Below are 20,193 nucleotides of genomic sequence, written 5' to 3'. Positions count from 1 at the left end.
GACTAATAATTAGCAATTAGCAATTAGCAACGCCGAAACGATAAACCACCTCTGTGTGGTTTATCGTTTCAAAACCCGTCTTCATTTACCTTTAGGTTATTTATGCCATTTTCTACTGCTCATACGGTTGTCAAATCCTCACTACTTAGTAGCACGCTTGCGGCGCTGTTATTCATGACAGGCTGTGATAAAACACCAGAAAACGTCGACGATACTACCAGTGATACGAGCGAGACTGTGGTTAGCGAAAGCGAAACTGCGCCATCAGAGACTGATGCTCAAAATGACTTGATCATGACGACGATTACGTTAGATACCGTCAACAGCCTATTGTTTGCACCAATTATCAATAGCGGCGCGCTCAGTGAAGAGCAAGTCAGCTGCCTTGAGTCACGAGACAAAGAATTGGGTAAAGCGGAAGTCGATCGTTTTTATAAGAGTCAGTTTACCGATGCGGAGTTAAAAGAGTTAGATGACTTTTATACGTCGGATGTAGGTAAAAAACTGCTTGCTTTTGGCAATGAGCAATTGCGTGTCATGAATGGCGAAGAAGTCGCAACGCCAATGGCTGACCCTACTCCAGAAGAAATGACAGAGATTCAGACATTTATGGAGTCACCACTGGGTGCCAAGTATATGAAGATCAATAATGCAGAAGGCGAAGGCAGCGCAATGGAAGTCTTAAATGGCCCCATTGAAGCTGAATTTGAGCGTTGTAACGTCGATTTAGACGGTCCACAGCCTGAACAGCCTGCGTAACGCTAAACTGGCGCTATAGTCATTAACCAATAAATTTATTATCAGAAACATCGTTTTCACTCAAAAAAGCTACCAACAAAAGGAATGTAAACATGGCAGCACAAAAAGAACTTTCAGGCGCAGGTCTACGTGGACAAGTCGCTGGTAAAACCTCTCTATCTACCGTTGGCAAATCAGGCTCTGGTCTGACCTATCGCGGTTATGATGTATCAGAGCTGGCAGATAAATGTATTTTTGAAGAAGTGGCGTATTTGCTGCTATACGGCAACTTGCCTACTCAAAGTGAGCTTGATGCCTATCAAGCCAAACTCAAAAGCTTACGCGGCCTACCACAAGCATTAAAAGACGTACTTGAACGTATCCCAGCCGACGCGCATCCAATGGATGTGCTACGTACTGGCTGCTCTATGCTTGGCAACCTTGAGACCGAAACTGATTTTGCTCAGCAAAACGATCAAACTGACCGTATGCTAGCGGCCTTCCCATCGATTATCAATTATTGGTATCGTTTTACCCACGACAATGTACGTATCGAGACCGATACAGATGATGCCACTATTGGCGGACATTTCTTACATTTGCTCAAAGGCGAAAAACCAAACGAGCTACACGAAAAAGTAATGAACGTCTCGCTTATCCTTTATGCAGAGCATGAGTTCAATGCTTCGACCTTTACCGCTCGTGTGTGTGCATCTACCTTATCTGACATTCATTCTTGTATCACTGGTGCCATCGGTTCACTACGCGGTCCATTGCATGGTGGAGCGAATGAAGCGGCGATGGATATGATTGAAGGCTTTAGCTCACCTGATGAAGCTGAAGAAGAAATGATGGGTATGCTGGCTCGTAAAGACAAAATCATGGGCTTTGGTCATGCGATCTATAGCGAGTCAGACCCGCGTAACGTTGTGATTAAGGGTTGGGCTGAGAAGCTAGCTGCTGATGTTGGTGATGAAGTGTTGTACCCAGTATCAGTACGCTGTGAAGAAGTCATGTGGCGTGAGAAGAAGCTATTCTGTAATGCTGACTTTTTCCATGCATCAGCCTATCACTTCATGGGTATCCCGACCAAGCTATTCACCCCTATCTTTGTCTGTTCACGCTTGACAGGTTGGGCTGCTCACGTGTTTGAGCAACGTGCCAATAACCGTATCATTCGCCCAAGTGCAGAATATACAGGTGAAGATCTGCGCCCAGTACCAGAGATGAGCGCGCGTTAAGTTGATTTCTTTTAAGTAGCTATTGTTACGTACTTACTATCAGCTAGCATTGCCGTTAGCTGATACAACTATGATGATTGAGCCTTGTTATTTTTTTAGGTTTAATCGTCATACGCTATCTTTTTTATAGACCACGCCCTTTTAATTTTCGATATCGCTTCTTTAGCAAAGCCTATGATAACGAACGATGATTTTGCTAAAGGAATGAATTTTTACCCAATATCAACGCTTAACTACTTATTATAATTAGCCAACAGCCAAAGGTGACTTATGGACAACGCCCTAGTACAACCAATGAACGAAAAATTCAAAAAGCCACTTCCCGGTACTGATCTTTATTACTTTGACACCCGCGAGGCTGTCGAGAGTATCGAAGCTGGCGCGTATGACAAGCTACCATTTTGCTCAAAAGTATTGTGTGAAAACCTAGTACGCCGTTGCCCACCAGAAGAGTTAACCGATGCGCTAAAGCAGCATATCGAAGGCAAGCAAGATCTAGACTTTCCTTGGTACCCTGCCCGCGTGGTTTGTCATGACATTTTGGGTCAGACGGCCTTTGTTGATTTGGCAGGCCTACGTGATGCCATCGCTGAGCAAGGCGGTGATCCGTCTAAGGTAAACCCTATCGTGCCAACTCAGCTTATCGTTGACCATTCATTGGCCGTTGAGCACGCAGGCTTTGAAGAAAACGCTTTTGAGAAGAACCGCGCGATTGAAGAGCGCCGCAACGATGACCGTTTTCATTTTATTAACTGGTGTCAGTATGCCTTTGATAATGTGAACGTCGTACCGCCTGGTAACGGCATCATGCATCAGATTAACCTAGAGAAAATGTCACCTGTCGTACAAGTCGTACACAATAAAGCGGGTGAAGAAGTCGCGTTTGCCGATACGTTGGTCGGTACGGATAGCCATACGCCGATGGTCGATGCACTAGGTGTGATCTCAATCGGTGTTGGCGGTCTAGAAGCCGAAAGCGTCATGCTAGGTAACCCATCCTATATGCGCCTACCTGATTACGTTGGTGTTAAATTAACAGGCAAACTGCAAAAAGGCATCACTGGTACGGATCTCGTACTGGCGATGACGGAATTTTTACGTGATGCAGGTGTGGTCTCTACCTATATTGAATTCTTTGGTGACGGTGCACGCCAGCTAAGTGTCGGTGACCGCGCCTCTATCTCCAATATGACGCCTGAATATGGCGCAACTGCTGCGATGTTCTATATCGATGAGCAAACCATTGACTATCTACGTCTGACGGGGCGTTCTGAGGAACAGATTAAATTGGTTGAGCAGTATGCCAAGCAAACTGGCCTATGGGCTGACGGCATGGAAAAAGCCGAATACGCACGCGTCCTTGAGTTTGATTTGTCATCAGTCGGTCGTAACATGGCAGGCCCGTCGCGTCCCCATGCCCGTGTATCTACCGATGATTTGGTGGCCAAAGGCATCGCCCACGCGCCTGATCAAAAACTCCCTGAACGAAAAGATGGTCTCATGCCAGATGGCGCAGTGATTATCGCGGCGATTACCAGCTGTACCAATACCTCAAACCCTCGCAACATGGTTGCCGCAGGTCTTGTCGCCCGTAACGCGAATGCCAAAGGACTATTGCGCAAACCGTGGGTTAAGTCATCACTCGCACCCGGCTCAAAAACGGTCAAAATGTATTTAGAAGAAGCAGGTCTAATGCCAGAGCTACAAGAAATCGGTTTTGATGTAGTAGGCTTTGCCTGTACGACATGTAACGGTATGAGCGGTGCACTTGACCCTGACATCGAGCAAGAAATCATCGACAATGATTTGTTCACCACGGCAGTGCTATCTGGTAACCGTAACTTTGACGGTCGTATCCATCCGTATGCCAAGCAAGCATTTTTAGCATCGCCGCCACTGGTTATCGCTTATGCCATCGCTGGTAATATTCGTTTTGATATTGAAAAAGACTCGTTGGGTAAAGACCAAGACGGCAATGATGTCTATCTAAAAGACATCTGGTTTGATGACGAAGAAGTGGATGCCATTGTTGCTTCTGCTGTTAAGCCTGAGCAGTTCAATGCGGTATATATTCCAATGTTTGATGAAGCCAAAAAAGACACAGGTAAGGCACTAAGCCCATTATATGACTGGCGTGAAATGACGACCTATATTCGCCGTCCGCCGTACTGGGAAGGCAAAATGGCCAAGAAAAATAAACTGACAGGCCTACGTCCGCTTGCAGTCCTTGGTGATAACATCACAACCGATCATATGTCACCATCAAACGCCATTCTTGGTTCATCAGCAGCTGGCGAGTACTTAGATACTATGGGCTTGCCTGCTGAAGATTACAACTCATACGCGACCCATCGCGGCGACCATTTAACCGCGCAACGTGCCACCTTTGCCAACCCTAAGCTATTGAACGAAATGGTACGCGATGAAGATGGCGAAGTTGTCCAAGGCTCACTGGCGCGCGTCGAACCAGAAGGTCAAGTCATGCGCATGTGGGAAGCGATTGAGACCTACATGAACCGTGAGCAGCCGCTTATCATCATCGCAGGTGATGGCTATGGTCAAGGCTCAAGCCGTGACTGGGCTGCCAAAGGCGTGCGTCTCGCTGGCGTAGAAGCCGTCGTTGCTGAAGACTTTGAGCGTATTCATCGTCAAAACTTAGTGGGTATGGGCGCGCTGCCTTTACAGTTTGAGGAAGGCACGACTCGCCATACGTTAGATATCGATGGTACAGAAACCTTTGATGTCACAGGTGAAGTCTCTGCTGGCGGGTTGATGACCCTAGTGATTCATCGTGCCGATGGTAGTACCACTGAGACGCCTATTATCTGCCGCTTAGATACGGCTGATGAAGTAAAAATGTACAACGCTGGCGGTATGCTACAACGCTTTGCTAAAGAGTTTATCGAAGGTACGCTCGATATTGTCTAAGGCTATCCTGTAGTTTTTAGTGTGATAAGTAGCAAAGTATAAAAGTCGCCGATGTTGTATAACTTGTTTATATGACATCGGCTTTTATTTGCTAATGTTAAAGCTTAGTTCAAAAAATGGTTTGCACGCTACACACTGAGCTTTCTTACTTATATCTTAATGTTGAAAAATAGCTAAATGTTGAGTTTGCTTCACCAATAGCGTAATATGTACGATATATTGTACAAGTTATGAAGTATGTCGTGAGAGGAATAAGCCATGAGAGTCGTTAGTTTTTCAGAAGCCAGAAAGCACTTAAAGTCCGTTCTAGACATGGTAAATGATGATGCCAACGCCACTATCGTGACCCGCCGTGACGCTGATGATGCGGTCGTTATGTCGCTTGATTATTACAATAGCCTGATGGAAACCGTCTATCTATTAAAATCTCCTGCCAATGCGGCGCACTTAGCGGACTCTATTGCCCAATATAAAGCTGGCAAGACTGTTACGGGTGAGCTAATAGATACGGTAGAAGATAGTGATAAAGGTGATGGTAGCAGCGATAATAATGAGCATACGGATGGCGATATTGAAAGTGCTTGAACTCAAAGGCTTTAATCAATGCAAAGGGTCTGATAATGAGTGAACAACTAGCATGGACAGATGCTGCGTGGAAAGACTACCTGTACTGGCAAACGCAAGATAAGAAGACACTCAAACGTATTAACAAACTCATCACCGAATGTAAGCGAAATCCGTTTGAAGGCATTGGCAAACCTGAACCCCTAAAAGAAAACCTATCTGGCTTTTGGTCAAGACGCATCGATGACGCCAATCGGTTGGTATATGCCGTCGATGATAACTATCTGACGATTATTTCTTGTCGCTATCATTATTAACGAGCGTTTTTAGGCGTTTATATTTACTTTCTGATGACACCATACCCAATCTTATAACAATATAAAAAGGACTTAATACAGTGGCCCAAACCAATACTAAATCAAAAGCCTCTTTCGCCCCGCAAATATCCGTTCCTGCTACCTATATGCGCGGTGGTACCTCAAAGGGGACATTCTTTAAATTATCTGATTTACCTGAGCGTTGCCAAGTCGCTGGCGAGTCACGTGATAACTTCCTATTACGGGTCATCGGTAGTCCAGATCCTTATGGCAAGCAGATTGATGGTTTGGGCAATGGTAGCTCTAGTACGTCAAAAACGGTTATTTTATCGGCCTCGTCTAGCTCAGATCATGATGTGAATTATCTGTTTGGACAAGTTAATATCGCCAAACCAATGATTGACTGGGCGGGTAACTGTGGCAACTTAACCGCAGCCGTTGGTGCCTGTGCCATTAATATGGGTTTGGTCGATGCCGACAAAATTGCTAATAGTATCGATGACAATGCAGATAGCGGTATTTGTGAAGTACGCATTTGGCAAGAAAATATCGGTAAGACGATTATTGCCCATGTGCCTGTCTATTTAGATGAAAAAAACAAAATACAAGTTCAAGAAACGGGCGACTTTGAATTGGACGGTGTGACCTTCCCAGCGGCTGAAGTCAAAATTGAGTTTATCGATCCTGTAGATGCGACCAGCGACATGTTCCCTACTGGCAACTTAGTCGATGATTTTGATGTGTCAGATTGTGGTCTAAAATCTGATAGCGTCAAAGCCACTTTTATCAGCGCAGGTATCCCAACCATCTTTATGAAAGCAGAAGATTTAGGTTTTACCGGTACTGAATTACAAGGCGACATCAATAGCGACGGTGAGCTACTTGCTAAACTTGAGAAAATCCGTGCCACAGGCGGTGTTGCGATGGGATTATTTAAAGACGTGAGCGAGGCACAGACCAGCCAACACATTCCTAAAGTCGCTTGGGTTGGCGCAGCACAGAGCTATACCGCCTCTAGTGGTAAGTCGGTCGATGCAAGTGAGATTGATTTAGTGGTACGTGCCATGAGTATGGGTCAACTGCATCACGCCATGATGGGTACAGCAGCCGTCGCTATTGCCGCTGCAGCAACCACACAAGGCACGCTCGTCAATCAAGCAGCAGGCGCTGGCGAGCTGACAGAGGTGCGTTTTGGCCACCCATCAGGCACATTGCTCGTCGGCGGAAAAACCGAACTGGTCGATGGGCGCTGGCAAGCCAAAAAAGTGTCGATGAGCCGCTCAGCAAGGCGTATTATGGTTGGTGAAGTTTTTGTGCCAGCGGATGCATTTTAAGCGTAGCCATGGCTTATTTCAATTTGCGATAGAGTTTTATGCCAACATCTCCCCAGCCACGCCGTGTGCAATTAGACAAAAAACCGCCAGTCGAAAAGAAAGAACGGCGGGCACTACTGTGGGATATCCTCAAAAAACTGGCGGTATTTGCCGCGCCTTATCGCTTGCTTATCATCGCCACCTTAGCGCTGACTGCTCTAGGCTCCTTTACCGCGCAAGTTAATGCCTTTGTGCTGCGCTATGCCGTTGATACCTTGACCGAAATCGCTACCCTCGCTGAGCCTTGGGAAGCTGGCGTGCGCATGCTGACCATTATCAGTGCGGTACTCTTAACCAAAGAGATATTGTCGATATTCATCTCGTTTGGGCAACGCTTCTTCGGCGAAAAGATTCGTATCAATCTATCACGTGATTTATCGCAAAAAATCATTGAGCGCATCTTGACCTATCGGATGGCATTTTATACCAGTAGCGAAAACGACAGCGGCAAGTTGCAAACCCGTATTGATTATGGGGTCAGCAGCTTAACCAGCCTCGTGCAAAACTTCTTTATCGACATGCTACCGCTATTTGCCAATGCAATTGTGGCACTTATTATCATGTTTTCGACCAATTTTTGGGTGGGCATGGTCGGTCTTATTATCATACCCATTTACTTTTTTATCAGTCAAAAACAAGCGCAGCGTCTACAAGGTTTTCGTCGGCAGATGCGCGGCTATAGAGAAGCAAAAAGCGGTTTGGTGATCTCTTTGATTAATTCGATCAGCGTGGTGAAATCCTTTGTCCGTGAGTCCATCGAGGCTGAGAAGCACTTAGCCATTCAAAAGGAAATGACCGACAATCAGCTACGCATTCGTAGTATTGGCTTTATTTATGATGCCATCAAAACCTTTATCGAGCAGATTGGTGTGGTGGTTATCATCCTGCTCACCGCTTATTTTGTGCTACAAGGTGAGATGACCATTGGCATGATTTTGTTTCATGTCATGCTATTTCAAAATGTCGCCGCTCCTATCCGTCAATTACACCGCATCTACGACCAGATTAATAATGCATTGACCTATGCCGAAGGTTTTTTCGATATTTTAGAAGACGATAAACAAGTCGAAAACATCGATGGCATCAGTAGCGAAAACCTAAAGGGCCATATCGAGCTTAAAAACGTTGATTTTACCTATCCTAATGGCACGCAAGCGCTAAAAAACGTCAGCTTTACTATCAAGCCTAATCGTATCACCGCGTTGGTTGGCCTTTCTGGCGCAGGCAAGAGCACGATTATCAATCTATTAGTCAAGTTCTATGCCCCAGACGCTGGCACGATTTGCCTAGATGGGCATGATTTGGCTGACTGTGATACCCATGAGTTGCGTCAGCGCATCGGCCTAGTCCTACAGAGTAATCATATTTTTTCGGGTACGATTAGTGAAAACATCCGTTATGGCGATATGAATGCTAGCGAAGATGACATCATCGTGGCTGCAAAAAAAGCCTCTATCCACGAGCAGATCATAGGGTTAGCTGATGGCTATGAGAGTACTGCCAAATCCTTATCAGGTGGTCAACAGCAGCGTATCGCGCTGGCAAGGATGTTTTTAAAAGACCCGCCTATTGTGTTTTTAGACGAGCCGACAGCCAGTCTAGATGCTATCGCCAGTCAGCAGGTCAAAAAAAGCCTCGATCTGATCAAAAAAGACCGTACCGTCATTATGGTCTCGCATAATATCGCTCAAATTATCGATGCCGACGATCTGGTGGTGATAGAAAATGGCGAAGTGGTTGAGACAGGTACGCACGAGGCACTCTATGCCCAACGCGGCAAATATTTTGAAATCTTTAGCGCTATGTCTGATAGCCTAAACTTAGACAAAATCAGCCAGACCCTAAACGGTTAGGAATGGTTAATACGTACTTAAATCGTTATAATGCCTCTATTTTACCGCCTATCGCCAGAAGCTAGACTATTATGAATTGTGAATTTTCTCTAAAAACCTTTGACGAGCTGACCTCAGTTGATCTTTACCATATCCTAAAGGCGCGCTCGCAAGTGTTTGTCGTCGAACAAAACTGTGCCTATCAAGATATGGATGAAGTTGATTTTGATTGCTTGCACCTAATCGCTCATCAAAATGCAGCATTGGTGGGCTATTGTCGTATCATTCCACCTGAGTTTAATAAGCTAAAATCCAATCTATCGGTTGCTGACCCTACCATTAAGACCAACCACACTGCGATGCCTGCTATCGGTAGAGTGCTTGTGCTATCGGAGCATAGAGGTGATGGCCTAGCACGGCAGATGATGAATCAGGCTATTGCACAGTGCCGCAAAAAGTATGGTAAAAAGCGTCCGATTATCATCTCAGCACAGGTTTACTTACTGAGTTTTTATGAGTCATTAGGTTTTGTGCCTGAAGGCGAGCACTACCTCGAGGACAATATCGAGCATGTAAAAATGGTGCTATACGTTGCTAAGAAAAACAAAATTAAAAAAGAGAGCACGGACACTGCGTCAACCACGACCAAAGTTTTAAGTTTCCTGCTGTTTATCATGGCCGCTTTGTTTGTTTTAGGTCTGTTGTACTTAATGATTTAGATTCGCTACTAACATCTTAATTCTTAACATAATTCAAATTGGTTGTTCCATATTGAGTATGCTACTTTTAAATGATGATTCCTTTAAAAGGATGGCTGAGATAATCCGTCAAGGAAGTAGCACACTCAGGAAGAGGTAACAACCATGTTAAATAATCACTTAGATAATCACTTAGATAATCACTTAGATAATCACTTAGATAATCACTTAGATAATCATTCAAATAAAGCCAATTCAAATACAAACGATGCGACGGTAGAGAGCAACGTCCGTCCAGAATACGACGATGAAATTCAAAAAATTGCCGATTACGTTCTCAATTACTCAATAGACGATCAATCACCAAACCCTGCTGATGCGTGGAATACCGCACGCCACTGTCTGATGGATACCATAGGCTGTGGCTTACTTGCGCTGCGCTTCCCTGAATGCACCAAGCATTTGGGTCCCATTTGCGCCGATCAAATAACGCCGAATGGCGCTCGCGTGCCTGGCACTTCATATAGACTAGACCCCATCAAAGCTGCTTTTGACATTGGCTGTATGGTGCGCTGGCTTGACTATAACGATACGTGGCTTGCTGCTGAATGGGGCCATCCTTCTGATAACTTGGGTGGTATCTTGGCGGTCGCCGACTATATTAGTCAAAAAAATATCAGCCAAGGTCAATCACCACTGACCATGAGAGCAGTGCTTGAGGCTATGATCATGGCGCATGAGATACAAGGTGTACTGGCACTCGAAAACTCATTCAACCGTGTGGGTCTTGATCATGTGTTTTTGGTCAAGTTAGCATCAACAGCCGTCGTCGCAAAACTTTATCAGCTGCCACGTGAGCGCATCATGGCAGCCATCTCACAAGCTATCGTCGATGGTCAGGCACTGCGCACCTATCGTCATGCACCCAATGCTGGCAGCCGAAAATCATGGGCAGCAGGTGATGCGACCAGTCGTGCGGTACGTCTGGTAGATATAACAGCGCGTGGTGAAATGGGTGTCCCTGGCGCATTAACCGCACCGCAGTGGGGATTCTATGATGTGCTATTTAGCCATACCAATAAGGATCTAGCGACAAAGCCTGAAGACGATCGTCGCTTTAAATTCCAGCGGGATTTTGGTAGTTACGTGATGGAAAACATCTTATTTAAAATAAGCTTTCCGGCTGAGTTTCATGCGCAAACTGCTTGTGAAGCCGCGGTGATTCTACACCCACACATCAAAGGCAGAATTGACGATATCGAGAGAATTGTCCTAACTACCCATGACTCAGCGATTCGCATCATTTCTAAAGAAGGCACGCTTGACAATCCAGCCGATCGTGACCACTGTTTGCAGTATATGGTGGCTGTGCCGTTGTTGACAGGCGATCTGATGGCAGAGAACTACGAGGATGACTATCACGAACAGCATTTATCAATCGATGAGCTACGCAGCAAGATGGTTGTAGAAGAAAACGCGAAGTCTTCAAAAGACTATCATGACCCAAGCAAGCGCTCTATTGCCAATGCCATTCAAGTATTTTTTAACGATGGCAGCAGTACAGAAAAAGTGGCTGTTGAATATCCTATCGGTCATAAACGCCGCCGCGCCGAAGGCATTCCTGTATTAGAGGCAAAGTTCCGTGCCAGTCTGGCAACTCGCTTTGTCGACAGCCGTTGTCAGCAGATCGTTGGGTTATGCGACGATCAAGAAAGGCTGGAGCAGACGCCTGTGAATGAGTTTATGTCGCTGTTTGAAGCGTATTAGATTGATGGCTTACTAGTACGCTAGCGTCAGTTTAACGGCTACCAAGGTATTGACTCTCCTGCCCAATCGACAAAACTGCCTGACTGGCTAGCAGTCATACCTGAGAGCACCTCCAATAAGCACTCTGCGCTATACGCTGGCGAGAATAGATGTCCTTCAGCGACATTGCCTTGAAATGGTGCAGACAACTGAGTATTCACGGTGCCTGGTTGCATAACCACCACGCATACATCTTTAAGTGATCTGCCCCATTCAATACTTAAGTTTTTCATGCCCATATTGAGCGCCGCCTTGCTTATTCTATAGCTATACCAGCCACCTAGCTGATTATCAGTGATGCTACCGACGCGGGCTGATACGGTCACAAAAACAGCAGGATGATTGGCGCTGCGATTAGCCTTGGCGAGCAATGGTTTGATATGTTTGGCTATCAGCAAACTGGCTAGCGCATTGATTTGCATGTTTTGCAAAAAGAACTCCGTTTCCATCTGTCGCAAGGCCTTTTCTGGCTGCGCTGTCGCTGTATGTAATAGTCCTACACAGTTGATTACCCAATCCACGTGACCGACTGTCTGTTTGATGGTATCGGCAGCTTTTTTAATGCTGTCCTCATCACTGACGTTCATCGGGAGCCAGTGCAGGTTTTCTGCTTCAATGTTTGGCTCATTGCGATGATAAGTGGCGAAGACTTGTGTGCGATGGCTTTGATTAGATTGACTGTCCGTTTGATTAGCAGTCGCTCCTTGTATTAGCTGTTGCACCATGGCTTGACCAATGCCGCCTGTTCCGCCGATGATAAGATAGGTTTTATTATTCATTTCGTTATTCATACGCCACCTTCCTTTTTTTTGATATGTCTCTTTGATACGCTTTTTGACACGATTGGGTTTCATTTATTCATTTTGGCTGACTTTATAAGCGTTTACTATGATAAAAATAATACAAGTCATCCTCATTCTATATACGCTACAATAATCTATAACGATTAGAACGCGCATTTTTTGCTTCCTATTTATTATATTGACGCCTTCATACGGATATTATCGCATTATGCTATCACCCCAAGATCAACTGACCGAGCTGGTACGTGCTTTAGAGACCGATCAGCACGTCTTTGCCACTGACCCGTTATTAATCACGGAAAAGCTACAGGGCGAGGACGGTACGCCTATTCAAAAGCTGCATCGACGGGCATCACGTATAGATAGTAACGGGGCGCTTGCGCGTGTGCTAGGCAAGATTGACGGTCGTATAAAAGGCATTATGATCGTTATGAGCGTGGTGTGGTGTATCTCAGGGTTTTTGGGGTTATTCACGCTATTGCAGTCTAATGTTGTGAATTTCTTTTATGTGTTGGTCTGTCTACTTGGTTTTCATACCATTATGCTTGGCGGCTGGCTTTTCATGACACTTGTCAATCGAGATCAGCAATCGCCCAGCTGGTTTGCGAGCTTTGTCAGTCCAAGTTATCTCATACGCGGTAAAGACGATGTGACCAAAGCGGCTGTCGATCTGTATGAACGCCAGTTGCAGCACAGCGGTATGCGTTGGTATTTGGGGCGGTTTAGCCATCAGTTGTGGCTTGCGACATTGACCGGTATGCTGCTTGCAATTATATTTTTGCTGATTGTACGTCAGTATAGCTTTAGCTGGGAGTCAACCTTACTCTCTGATCAGGCGCTGGTGAGCTTGACTCAAGTATTAGGATGGCTACCGAGTATGGTAGGGTTTGGTGTGCCAGACAGTACAGCGATCGCACAGAGCAGGCTTGTCACCGAAGCGATGCCGCTGTCTGTTGCACGGCAGTGGGCAGGATTACTGATTGGTAGCTTGCTGATGTACGGCATTGTACCTAGAGCGATAGCATGGGCGTTTTGTGCATTGATGTTCCGCCGCAAAAAAATGCGTTTGGATATCAAACAGCCGTATTATCAAAAAATCCTAAACTTTTGGCAGCGGCACGTGGTAGATGCTGATGACTTTATAGAAGCGCTAGCCCCTATCGCCCCAAAAGCGACGGTCAGTATGGGCAAAAAGTTAGTTGCGCTGCTTGAATACCCTGCAAATCAGGACGAATGGTGGCAGTCAGGGCTTGATGGCAGCAACCATGGTTTTGAACAATCAAGCGAAGTTGAGGATTTTGGCATCGTTGATGACCGTGATGATATGGCACGGCTTAAAAACTACTTAGATGCGCATCCTGTACAGGTCTTACTTGGCATTCATAGCAACGCACTGCCCGACCGCGGTACGCTACGAAAAATCGATCAAATCGCTACTCACGCCAAAGATGGGCTTATTGTACAGCTGCTTAGCGATACCAACTCTGCGGCTAGCTTGACTGATGCACGTACCGATGATGAGCCATTAGACAAACAAGCAGTTCGCTATAAGCAATGGCAAACAGCGCTCTCTGCACGAAAAATTGGCTTGGTTGATATAGATGCTTAATACATTCTAATTTTTAATCTATTACTTGCAATCTATTTTTCATATATGAACTTATCATTATGACTCGCATGATATACAATAAATAAATATTATAGATCTATAACCTCAGACAGGCTTAAAGACTTATTGATATAACAGTTGTTAAGATATATTTTGATAGCTGTGACGTTATATCAAGATGACAAGGATGTTTTATAGTGGCTAGGAGCCCAAGATGGCAGCAGATATCTCTTTAGACAGCCCCCTTATGACCCTAGGTCAGTATGGTCAACTATTGGATGGTTACCGAGATGCGTTAAACCAAAGTATCTTAACGGCTGCGCCAGAGTCGTGGCAGCCAATGCTGGCAAGCATTCTACCTGCGTATTGGCAGGAGTGGCTGCTACCGCTGGCTGGTGGCCCATTTTTCTTGTTATTTTTAGCAGAATGGCTGTATCAGTCCAAGCGTGGCAATAGTAAAAGCTTTAGTTGGCGCCGTGCGATGACCAATTTTAGTTTGGGCGGCTCTTATCTAGGGTTTGAATTGATTGTCCAAGCGCTTATCGTCATACCTATCTGCTTATGGTTATATCAATATCGCTTATTTACTATTGAGGTGACATGGCTTACCGCCATACCTATATTCGTCGCGGTTGAGTTTAGCTATTACTGGTTCCATCGTGCGTCACACCGTATGAATTGGTTTTGGTCAGCACATGTCGTGCATCATTCAGATGATCATATGAATCTATCCACCGCCATGCGTCAAAGCCTGCTGTACTCTGTAACGGGTTGGTGGTTGTTTTTTGTTCCGCTGATGATGCTAGGGGTTCATCCAGTCTGGGTATTCTTCTTTTATGCGTTAGATTTGATTTATCAATTCTTTATCCATACCGAAACCGTGGGGAAATTTCCCAAATGGGTTGAGTATGTCTTTGATACCCCATCCAATCACCGCGCCCATCATGGCACCAACGACGAATACATTGACCAAAATTACGGCGGCGTTCTCATTATTTTTGACCGCTGGTTCGGCACTTATGTAGAAGAAGATACCGTCAACAATCCCGTTAAATACGGTGCCGTTGGTGAAGCCAGCCACGATAATATCATTAGCCTAATATTTGGGGTCTTTTACCGTATGTGGCAGCGGTTCTTTCGTGCCAAAGGGTTAAAGAAAAAGCTAAAGGTACTGCTGCGTCCACCAAGTGCTGTCTAATATAGTCAATTCTCTATAAATTGGATACGGTGTCAATCTCGCTTAGCCTACGATTTATGATATGACAATACGCATTCATAACCGATACCCAGTCAGATTTGTTTTACAATAAATGGCTACTATGTATTTCGGTCATCAATAAATATAAGACGTTACTATGAATAATGACAATAAAAATAATCATGAAAATAATAAGCCTGCAGGTCTCTTTGCGGACAAAGCTTATGAGCCAACTTCTGATGTCTCAAATCATCCTTCAGACAACACATCAAAATACACAGTAGCTCAGTCAATAGCTACTCAGGATAATCAACCTGTATCAACCGAAGCATCAGCAACGACAGCACCAGTGTCAAGGGTAACAAAGAAAACCATCGCCAGTGGTGAACCGCTCAAATTAGCCGTTGTCGGTCATACCAATACGGGTAAAACCTCTATACTGCGCACGTTATTGCGAGACGTATATTTTGGTGAAGTCAAAAACGAAGCTGCAACCACACGTCACGTTGAGCAAGCACAGCTGACAGACAGTCGAACTGGTGAGGTGCTAGTGGCATTATACGACACACCTGGTCTGGAAGATGCTTCAGGGCTTATGGACTGGCTAGAGGACAACACTGCCAGTCGCCGTGATGGTATTGAACGCTTACAGCAGTTTTTGGCGGCGGATGTTGCTCAAGGTGCAGACAACTACGAGTTGCCCTATGATTATAGTCAAGAATCCAAAGTAATTCGTCAGCTGCTGACAAGTGATATGGCCATTTACGTGGTAGATGCTCGTGAGCCTGTATTGGGTAAATATAAAGACGAGCTAGCTATTTTGTCTTGGGCTGCGATTCCTGTCATGCCTGTTTTTAATTTTACAGACAGCCAGAATGCCAATATCGACGACTGGCAGACGATGCTGGCAAGACGCAATCTGCATATCTCAACGCGTTTCGATTCGGTCGCGTTTGAGTTTGAAGATGAAATGCGCCTATGGAAAAACCTAGCAACCATGCTCACCCACTCTGAGATGCTTGAGCAGTTGATGCAACGACGGACTGAGGATTGGGCGAAGCTGTATGACGAGGCCAATATTATCATCGCTGATTTTTTGTTGAATGTCGCCGCCTTCGTACGCGAGATCAATGAAGATGACGACCCACTTCCTGTGTTACAGCAAATGCAAGAAGCGGTTAGGCAAAGTGAGCGTGCGATGCAGCACAACTTACTTAACCTTTATAAGTTTTATGACAATGCCGTCGCAGCAACGCCGCTTGAATTACAAGCCTATCAACAAGACCCTTTCGACCCTGAACTTCTCAAAAGCTATGGTATTCGTACCACTTCTGGTGCAGCAGCTGGTGCGCTTCTAGGACTAGGTATCGATGCCGCAGCCCTAGGTACGACATTGGGATTGGGTGCCGCCATAGGTGGTATCGCTGGTGGATTACTATCAAACACCAGCAGTATTGCCGATAGGATTACTGGGGTAAAACGCTTATATATTGATCCTGCAACATTGACGCTATTAGCAACACGAGCATTAGACTTACTTACGGCCTTACGTCATCGTGGTCATGCTGCTACAGATGCCACTCAGTTATTATATAAGAGCGAAAACAGTAGTCTTGGAACGTCGTTAACTGACGACAGTGACCATGCAGATGAAGACAATAATCCAATTACGGTATGGCCAGCACACAAACTACCAAGTGAGCTCAAAAAAGCGCGTGGTAAACCACAATGGTCGTCGCTTAGCAGCGGCAAGTCCGAACAAGCTCAGTTATTACGCACAGACATGGCATGGTCGCTGTCAGGTAAACTACAGTCGTATAAGCGTGAGTCATAAATTACCAGCGAACTATCTATGCACTTTATACACTTAACAACGCACTCAATGCATCAGTACCACGTACATCCGTCTGTTGCAGGTAAATCGGATACAGCGGGTACTTGGTAAAGCTTTGTTCGATATCCTGCAGTAGATGCTGCTGACGCTCAGCGCGGCGTCGCCAAAACTCATCCGACTGCGCAGTTGATATCAGCTGATTGATGACGATTGCTGCTGGCATGAGCTTACTATCTTCTAATTGCTCGATAGCTCGCTTGGTCTCAGCCAATGGTAAAACATCAGCGGTCATCACCAACACAATCGCTGTTTGTGTACGGTCATGTAGTAGCAACCCTGCTTGGCGAAACAGCTGTTTACGTCTTTCTAATACTGAGACAGCTTGCTCCCAGCGATCTGATTTTTTGGCTGCAAACGGATTGGCTACGTCGTTCTTTTGCGTGCTGTTTTTCTGATTGTGACTGTCCAAATGCGTCGCCACCGAACGTAGTTTGGCCTGTCGTCGCTGCTGTGCAAGCAGCCCATCCGTCCATGCCCCCATCATTTCTGGTAATACCAATAATCGCAAAGTATGACCTGTCGGTGCGGTATCAAAGATGATGTGTTCATACCCAGCATCTGCCGCTTCGACTAAATGGTGACACATGGATTCGAGCATCGCGGCTTCTTGAGCGCCAGGTGCCGACTTAGATAGCCTCAGATGCTCACGAATTTTTGGCATCATATCTGGGTTGGCATAAGCTTTAATCGTATTTTCGACTTGAGCGAAGTGCTCATCGACAATCACATCAGGATTTAACTCAATAGCATCTAGATAAGGTGATATTACCGTTTTATCATTATTGAGTCTTACATTTAATACATCACCCAAACTATGTGCTGGATCGGTTGAGACAATTAAGGTTTTTTGCTGCTGGCTTGCATAGTAGCTGGCTAGGGCTGCTGCAGTGGTGGTCTTCCCTACACCGCCTTTGCCGCCGATAAATATAATCGGTTGTGTCTCTAACTGCTCTACCAATCCATGTAAAGGGTGTAATGCCATATCATTATCTCGTATTTTGTCTCATTATCTAATAAATGCTTAGCTACTTTTTTATATAGTCAATCCACTACTGTTAGCAGCAGCCGACGTGGTCAAATGGACATCTATCCATTCCCATACGTGTATGCCACTCATGAAAGTTCTCTAAAAATAATGGTTGCAACTCTAATGTATAAAAGCTGGCGGGATTATCAATTCCCAAGCTCTCAGCAAACATAAGCAACATAAAAAAATCTTCTTCATCACGTGCCGCGCGTGCCATCGTCTGACGATAAGGCGCATGATAAAACTCATTTAATCCACTCTTAAACCGTTGCCACCATGGTTGAGTGCTCTCTAGTGGTTGAAGGTTTTCTATATCATTCGATGTGTTTTCATTTTCCATAATGTACTCATATTTTACTTAATTCTTATGATCTATCATGCCTATCTGATACAAAAAACGCCAGCAATTGCTGCTAGCGTTTTTTATTAAACAGATACTTAATATGGGTTAATGTTTAAACCTCACCGCTTTTGCCTTTATGTAATGACCACTCTTTACGTAGTACAGACAAACTCTCAAACGTCACTAAAATAGTTGCGATTAAGATAATAATGTCCATAATAATAAGTAGCCAATTACCATCAGCAAAGAAGGTTTTGAGCTGAATCAATAGTGCAAAGACAGTCATAACCAACAAGAACGACAATGGTGCTAAGGTGTACCAAACTGGCTTGCCCTTACGTAATAAGATGATGGTAACGATCATTAAGGTTAAGGCGGCCATTAACTGATTGGTCGTACCAAATAGCGGCCAAATAATCATACCACCAGCACCATCGATACCACCAGCACCGAACGCTAATAACAAACAGCTTCCGACAGCAAGTAACGTTGCAACGACACTCTTATTCAATACGGGTAAATTATAAAATTCACCAAATTCTTGGAAGATATAACGTTGTAAACGTACGCCAGTATCCATCGTCGTACCAGCAAACAATGCAGCCATTACTGTAAGCATGGTCTGTGATAGCACCATATCGATACCAACGCCTGCATTCAAGATGGTCGCACCGCCATCGATGAACGCACCGATAGAGCCATCACCAAATTTTTGATAGACCGCTTGCCAATCACCAAGAGTCGCAAAACCTGCGGTTGCTGCAAGGATTGCCCCAAGTGCTAGCATACCCTCACCCAATGCACCGAAGTAACCAACGAAACGAACGTCTTCTTCTTTATCAATCTGCTTAGAGGTAGTCCCTGTGGCGACCAAACCATGGAAACCTGATATGGCACCACAAGCAATTGTCACAAACAACAATGGCAGCAGTGACGGTGTATCGGCTGGCAATGCAGTGTTAACGGCTGGCGCGACAATATTAGGCGTGCCAATAAAAATAGCAGCATATAATAAAATCAAACCGACAAATAACTGTAAGCCATTAATATAATCACGAGGTTGAAGCAGCATCCATACGGGCAACAACGACGCAATCGCCGCATAGGCGAACAAGATCAAGATCCATACTGCGTTATCAGGCAAGCCCATCACGGTTTCAGGTAACACAATCGGGAACATAGGGCCGAGATAGATAAGCCCGTACAAGGCAGTTACCCCGATAATGGACACCCAGACCAAATTCATATTGTAGCGATAGATACACTGCCCGATGATAAAGGCAACCACTAAGGCACCCCAAACTGGCAATACCGCAGATGGCGTCTTGATCATCATATTGGCAATAGCTACACCAAATACAGCATTGACCATCAGTAGTAATAAGAAGATAACAACCATCATCAAGCTGCGGACACGTGTGCCCATGACAGTACCAGCAATAGAGCCAATCGACTGACCTCTATTACGCATACTTGCCCAAATAGCAGACATATCATGTACGCCAGCCATAAAGATAGTACCTACCACTACCCAAATAATGGCAGGCACCCAGCCCCAAATGACTGCAATGGCAGGACCGATAATTGGTGCAGCCCCTGCCACTGACGTGAAGTGATGCCCCCACAATACATACTTATTGGTAGGGACATAATCGATCCCATCTTTCATCGTATGTGCGGGTGTAGGACGGCTGTTGTCCAATGCTAAAATTTTGGTGGCGATAAATTTTGAATAAAATACGTAGCCGCAGAGCATAGCGGCAACGGCGAATAGTAGTACAATAGCACTATTCATCTCATCTCTCCCTAGACAAGTAGTCAA

At 45.2% G+C, this 20,193-nt stretch carries 15 protein-coding genes and 1 pseudogene; 12 read left to right on the top strand and 4 right to left on the bottom strand.

The features are described 5' to 3' along the window. The first annotated feature begins 102 nt into the window (after nt 1-102). The 9 genes and pseudogenes from I3249_RS05750 (at nt 103) to I3249_RS05710 (ending at nt 11,458) form a co-directional block, all read left to right on the top strand. Nucleotides 103-759: a DUF2059 domain-containing protein gene (locus tag I3249_RS05750; protein ID WP_238069046.1), complete on the top strand. Its 657-nt coding sequence runs from the start codon at nt 103-105 to the stop codon at nt 757-759. Between the two features lie 92 nt (nt 760-851). Beyond that, entirely contained in the window at nt 852-1,979 is a 1,128-nt protein-coding gene (gene prpC / locus I3249_RS05745; protein ID WP_238069044.1) for a 2-methylcitrate synthase, read from the top strand. Between the two features lie 294 nt (nt 1,980-2,273). Then, complete coding sequence (acnD, locus tag I3249_RS05740) at nt 2,274-4,907, top strand: Fe/S-dependent 2-methylisocitrate dehydratase AcnD (protein WP_238069108.1); 2,634 nt, start codon at nt 2,274-2,276, stop codon at nt 4,905-4,907. 258 nt (nt 4,908-5,165) lie between these two features. After that, nucleotides 5,166-5,414, top strand: a pseudogene (locus I3249_RS05735) (type II toxin-antitoxin system prevent-host-death family antitoxin); the annotation flags it as partial. A 113-nt stretch (nt 5,415-5,527) separates the two neighbouring features. Continuing rightward, the gene (locus I3249_RS05730) at nt 5,528-5,788 is read left to right on the top strand and encodes a Txe/YoeB family addiction module toxin (protein ID WP_037025847.1); all 261 of its coding nucleotides are present in this window, start codon (nt 5,528-5,530) and stop codon (nt 5,786-5,788) included. 80 nt (nt 5,789-5,868) lie between these two features. Further along, complete coding sequence (gene prpF / locus I3249_RS05725) at nt 5,869-7,122, top strand: 2-methylaconitate cis-trans isomerase PrpF (RefSeq protein WP_346268579.1); 1,254 nt, start codon at nt 5,869-5,871, stop codon at nt 7,120-7,122. Nucleotides 7,123-7,160: 38 nt separating this feature from the next. After that, nucleotides 7,161-9,014, top strand: a complete 1,854-nt coding sequence (locus I3249_RS05720) for an ABC transporter ATP-binding protein (RefSeq protein ID WP_238069042.1) — start codon at nt 7,161-7,163, stop codon at nt 9,012-9,014. Nucleotides 9,015-9,085: 71 nt separating this feature from the next. Next, on the top strand, nt 9,086-9,712 hold the full coding sequence (locus tag I3249_RS05715) for a GNAT family N-acetyltransferase (RefSeq protein WP_238069040.1): 627 nt from the start codon (nt 9,086-9,088) through the stop codon (nt 9,710-9,712). Nucleotides 9,713-9,856: 144 nt separating this feature from the next. Then, nucleotides 9,857-11,458: a bifunctional 2-methylcitrate dehydratase/aconitate hydratase gene (locus I3249_RS05710; RefSeq protein ID WP_238069038.1), complete on the top strand. Its 1,602-nt coding sequence runs from the start codon at nt 9,857-9,859 to the stop codon at nt 11,456-11,458. A 38-nt stretch (nt 11,459-11,496) separates the two neighbouring features. Here I3249_RS05710 and I3249_RS05705 read toward each other — a convergent pair whose 3' ends face one another. Further along, complete coding sequence (locus I3249_RS05705; RefSeq protein ID WP_238069036.1) at nt 11,497-12,288, bottom strand: SDR family oxidoreductase; 792 nt, start codon at nt 12,286-12,288, stop codon at nt 11,497-11,499. Nucleotides 12,289-12,508: 220 nt separating this feature from the next. On the opposite strand from I3249_RS05705, the gene I3249_RS05700 reads away from it, so the two are divergent. From I3249_RS05700 to I3249_RS05690, 3 genes are all read left to right on the top strand, one after another. Continuing rightward, nucleotides 12,509-13,909 (top strand): DUF2868 domain-containing protein, encoded by a 1,401-nt coding sequence (locus tag I3249_RS05700; protein ID WP_238069035.1) that lies wholly within the window; start codon nt 12,509-12,511, stop codon nt 13,907-13,909. 214 nt (nt 13,910-14,123) lie between these two features. Further along, nucleotides 14,124-15,107, top strand: coding sequence for a sterol desaturase family protein (locus I3249_RS05695; protein WP_238069034.1), 984 nt, complete (start codon nt 14,124-14,126; stop codon nt 15,105-15,107). A 157-nt stretch (nt 15,108-15,264) separates the two neighbouring features. After that, entirely contained in the window at nt 15,265-16,941 is a 1,677-nt protein-coding gene (locus I3249_RS05690; protein WP_238069032.1) for a DUF3482 domain-containing protein, read from the top strand. Nucleotides 16,942-16,966: 25 nt separating this feature from the next. Here I3249_RS05690 and I3249_RS05685 read toward each other — a convergent pair whose 3' ends face one another. The 3 genes from I3249_RS05685 to I3249_RS05675 all read right to left on the bottom strand — a co-directional run bounded on the left by I3249_RS05685 (nt 16,967) and on the right by I3249_RS05675 (nt 20,166). Next, the gene (locus tag I3249_RS05685) at nt 16,967-17,983 is read right to left on the bottom strand and encodes an ArsA family ATPase (RefSeq protein ID WP_238069030.1); all 1,017 of its coding nucleotides are present in this window, start codon (nt 17,981-17,983) and stop codon (nt 16,967-16,969) included. Between the two features lie 73 nt (nt 17,984-18,056). Continuing rightward, entirely contained in the window at nt 18,057-18,368 is a 312-nt protein-coding gene (locus tag I3249_RS05680) for a cory-CC-star protein (RefSeq protein WP_238069028.1), read from the bottom strand. Between the two features lie 115 nt (nt 18,369-18,483). Beyond that, entirely contained in the window at nt 18,484-20,166 is a 1,683-nt protein-coding gene (locus I3249_RS05675) for a carbon starvation protein A (protein ID WP_238069026.1), read from the bottom strand. Nucleotides 20,167-20,193: the final 27 nt, after the last annotated feature.

Origin of the sequence: Psychrobacter sp. Ps1 (assembly GCF_022129425.1) — a bacterium.
Taxonomy (GTDB): Bacteria; Pseudomonadota; Gammaproteobacteria; order Pseudomonadales; family Moraxellaceae; genus Psychrobacter.
The sequence above is the reverse complement of the archived record's forward strand: the minus strand, read 5'-3'. Positions and strand labels throughout refer to the sequence as shown.

Excerpts from the sequence above, each read along its gene's own strand:
- I3249_RS05695 (WP_238069034.1), top strand. The coding sequence starts at position 14,124 with ATGGCAGCAGATATCTCTTTAGACAGCCCCCTTATGACCCTAGGTCAG.
- I3249_RS05720 (WP_238069042.1), top strand. The coding sequence starts at position 7,161 with ATGCCAACATCTCCCCAGCCACGCCGTGTGCAATTAGACAAAAAACCG.
- I3249_RS05685 (WP_238069030.1), bottom strand. The coding sequence starts at position 17,983 with ATGGCATTACACCCTTTACATGGATTGGTAGAGCAGTTAGAGACACAA.
- I3249_RS05715 (WP_238069040.1), top strand. The coding sequence starts at position 9,086 with ATGAATTGTGAATTTTCTCTAAAAACCTTTGACGAGCTGACCTCAGTT.
- I3249_RS05690 (WP_238069032.1), top strand. The coding sequence starts at position 15,265 with ATGAATAATGACAATAAAAATAATCATGAAAATAATAAGCCTGCAGGT.
- I3249_RS05675 (WP_238069026.1), bottom strand. The coding sequence starts at position 20,166 with ATGAATAGTGCTATTGTACTACTATTCGCCGTTGCCGCTATGCTCTGC.
- I3249_RS05750 (WP_238069046.1), top strand. The coding sequence starts at position 103 with ATGCCATTTTCTACTGCTCATACGGTTGTCAAATCCTCACTACTTAGT.
- acnD (WP_238069108.1), top strand. The coding sequence starts at position 2,274 with ATGAACGAAAAATTCAAAAAGCCACTTCCCGGTACTGATCTTTATTAC.
- I3249_RS05680 (WP_238069028.1), bottom strand. The coding sequence starts at position 18,368 with ATGGAAAATGAAAACACATCGAATGATATAGAAAACCTTCAACCACTA.
- I3249_RS05700 (WP_238069035.1), top strand. The coding sequence starts at position 12,509 with ATGCTATCACCCCAAGATCAACTGACCGAGCTGGTACGTGCTTTAGAG.
- I3249_RS05705 (WP_238069036.1), bottom strand. The coding sequence starts at position 12,288 with ATGAATAACGAAATGAATAATAAAACCTATCTTATCATCGGCGGAACA.
- I3249_RS05730 (WP_037025847.1), top strand. The coding sequence starts at position 5,528 with ATGAGTGAACAACTAGCATGGACAGATGCTGCGTGGAAAGACTACCTG.
- I3249_RS05710 (WP_238069038.1), top strand. The coding sequence starts at position 9,857 with ATGTTAAATAATCACTTAGATAATCACTTAGATAATCACTTAGATAAT.
- prpC (WP_238069044.1), top strand. The coding sequence starts at position 852 with ATGGCAGCACAAAAAGAACTTTCAGGCGCAGGTCTACGTGGACAAGTC.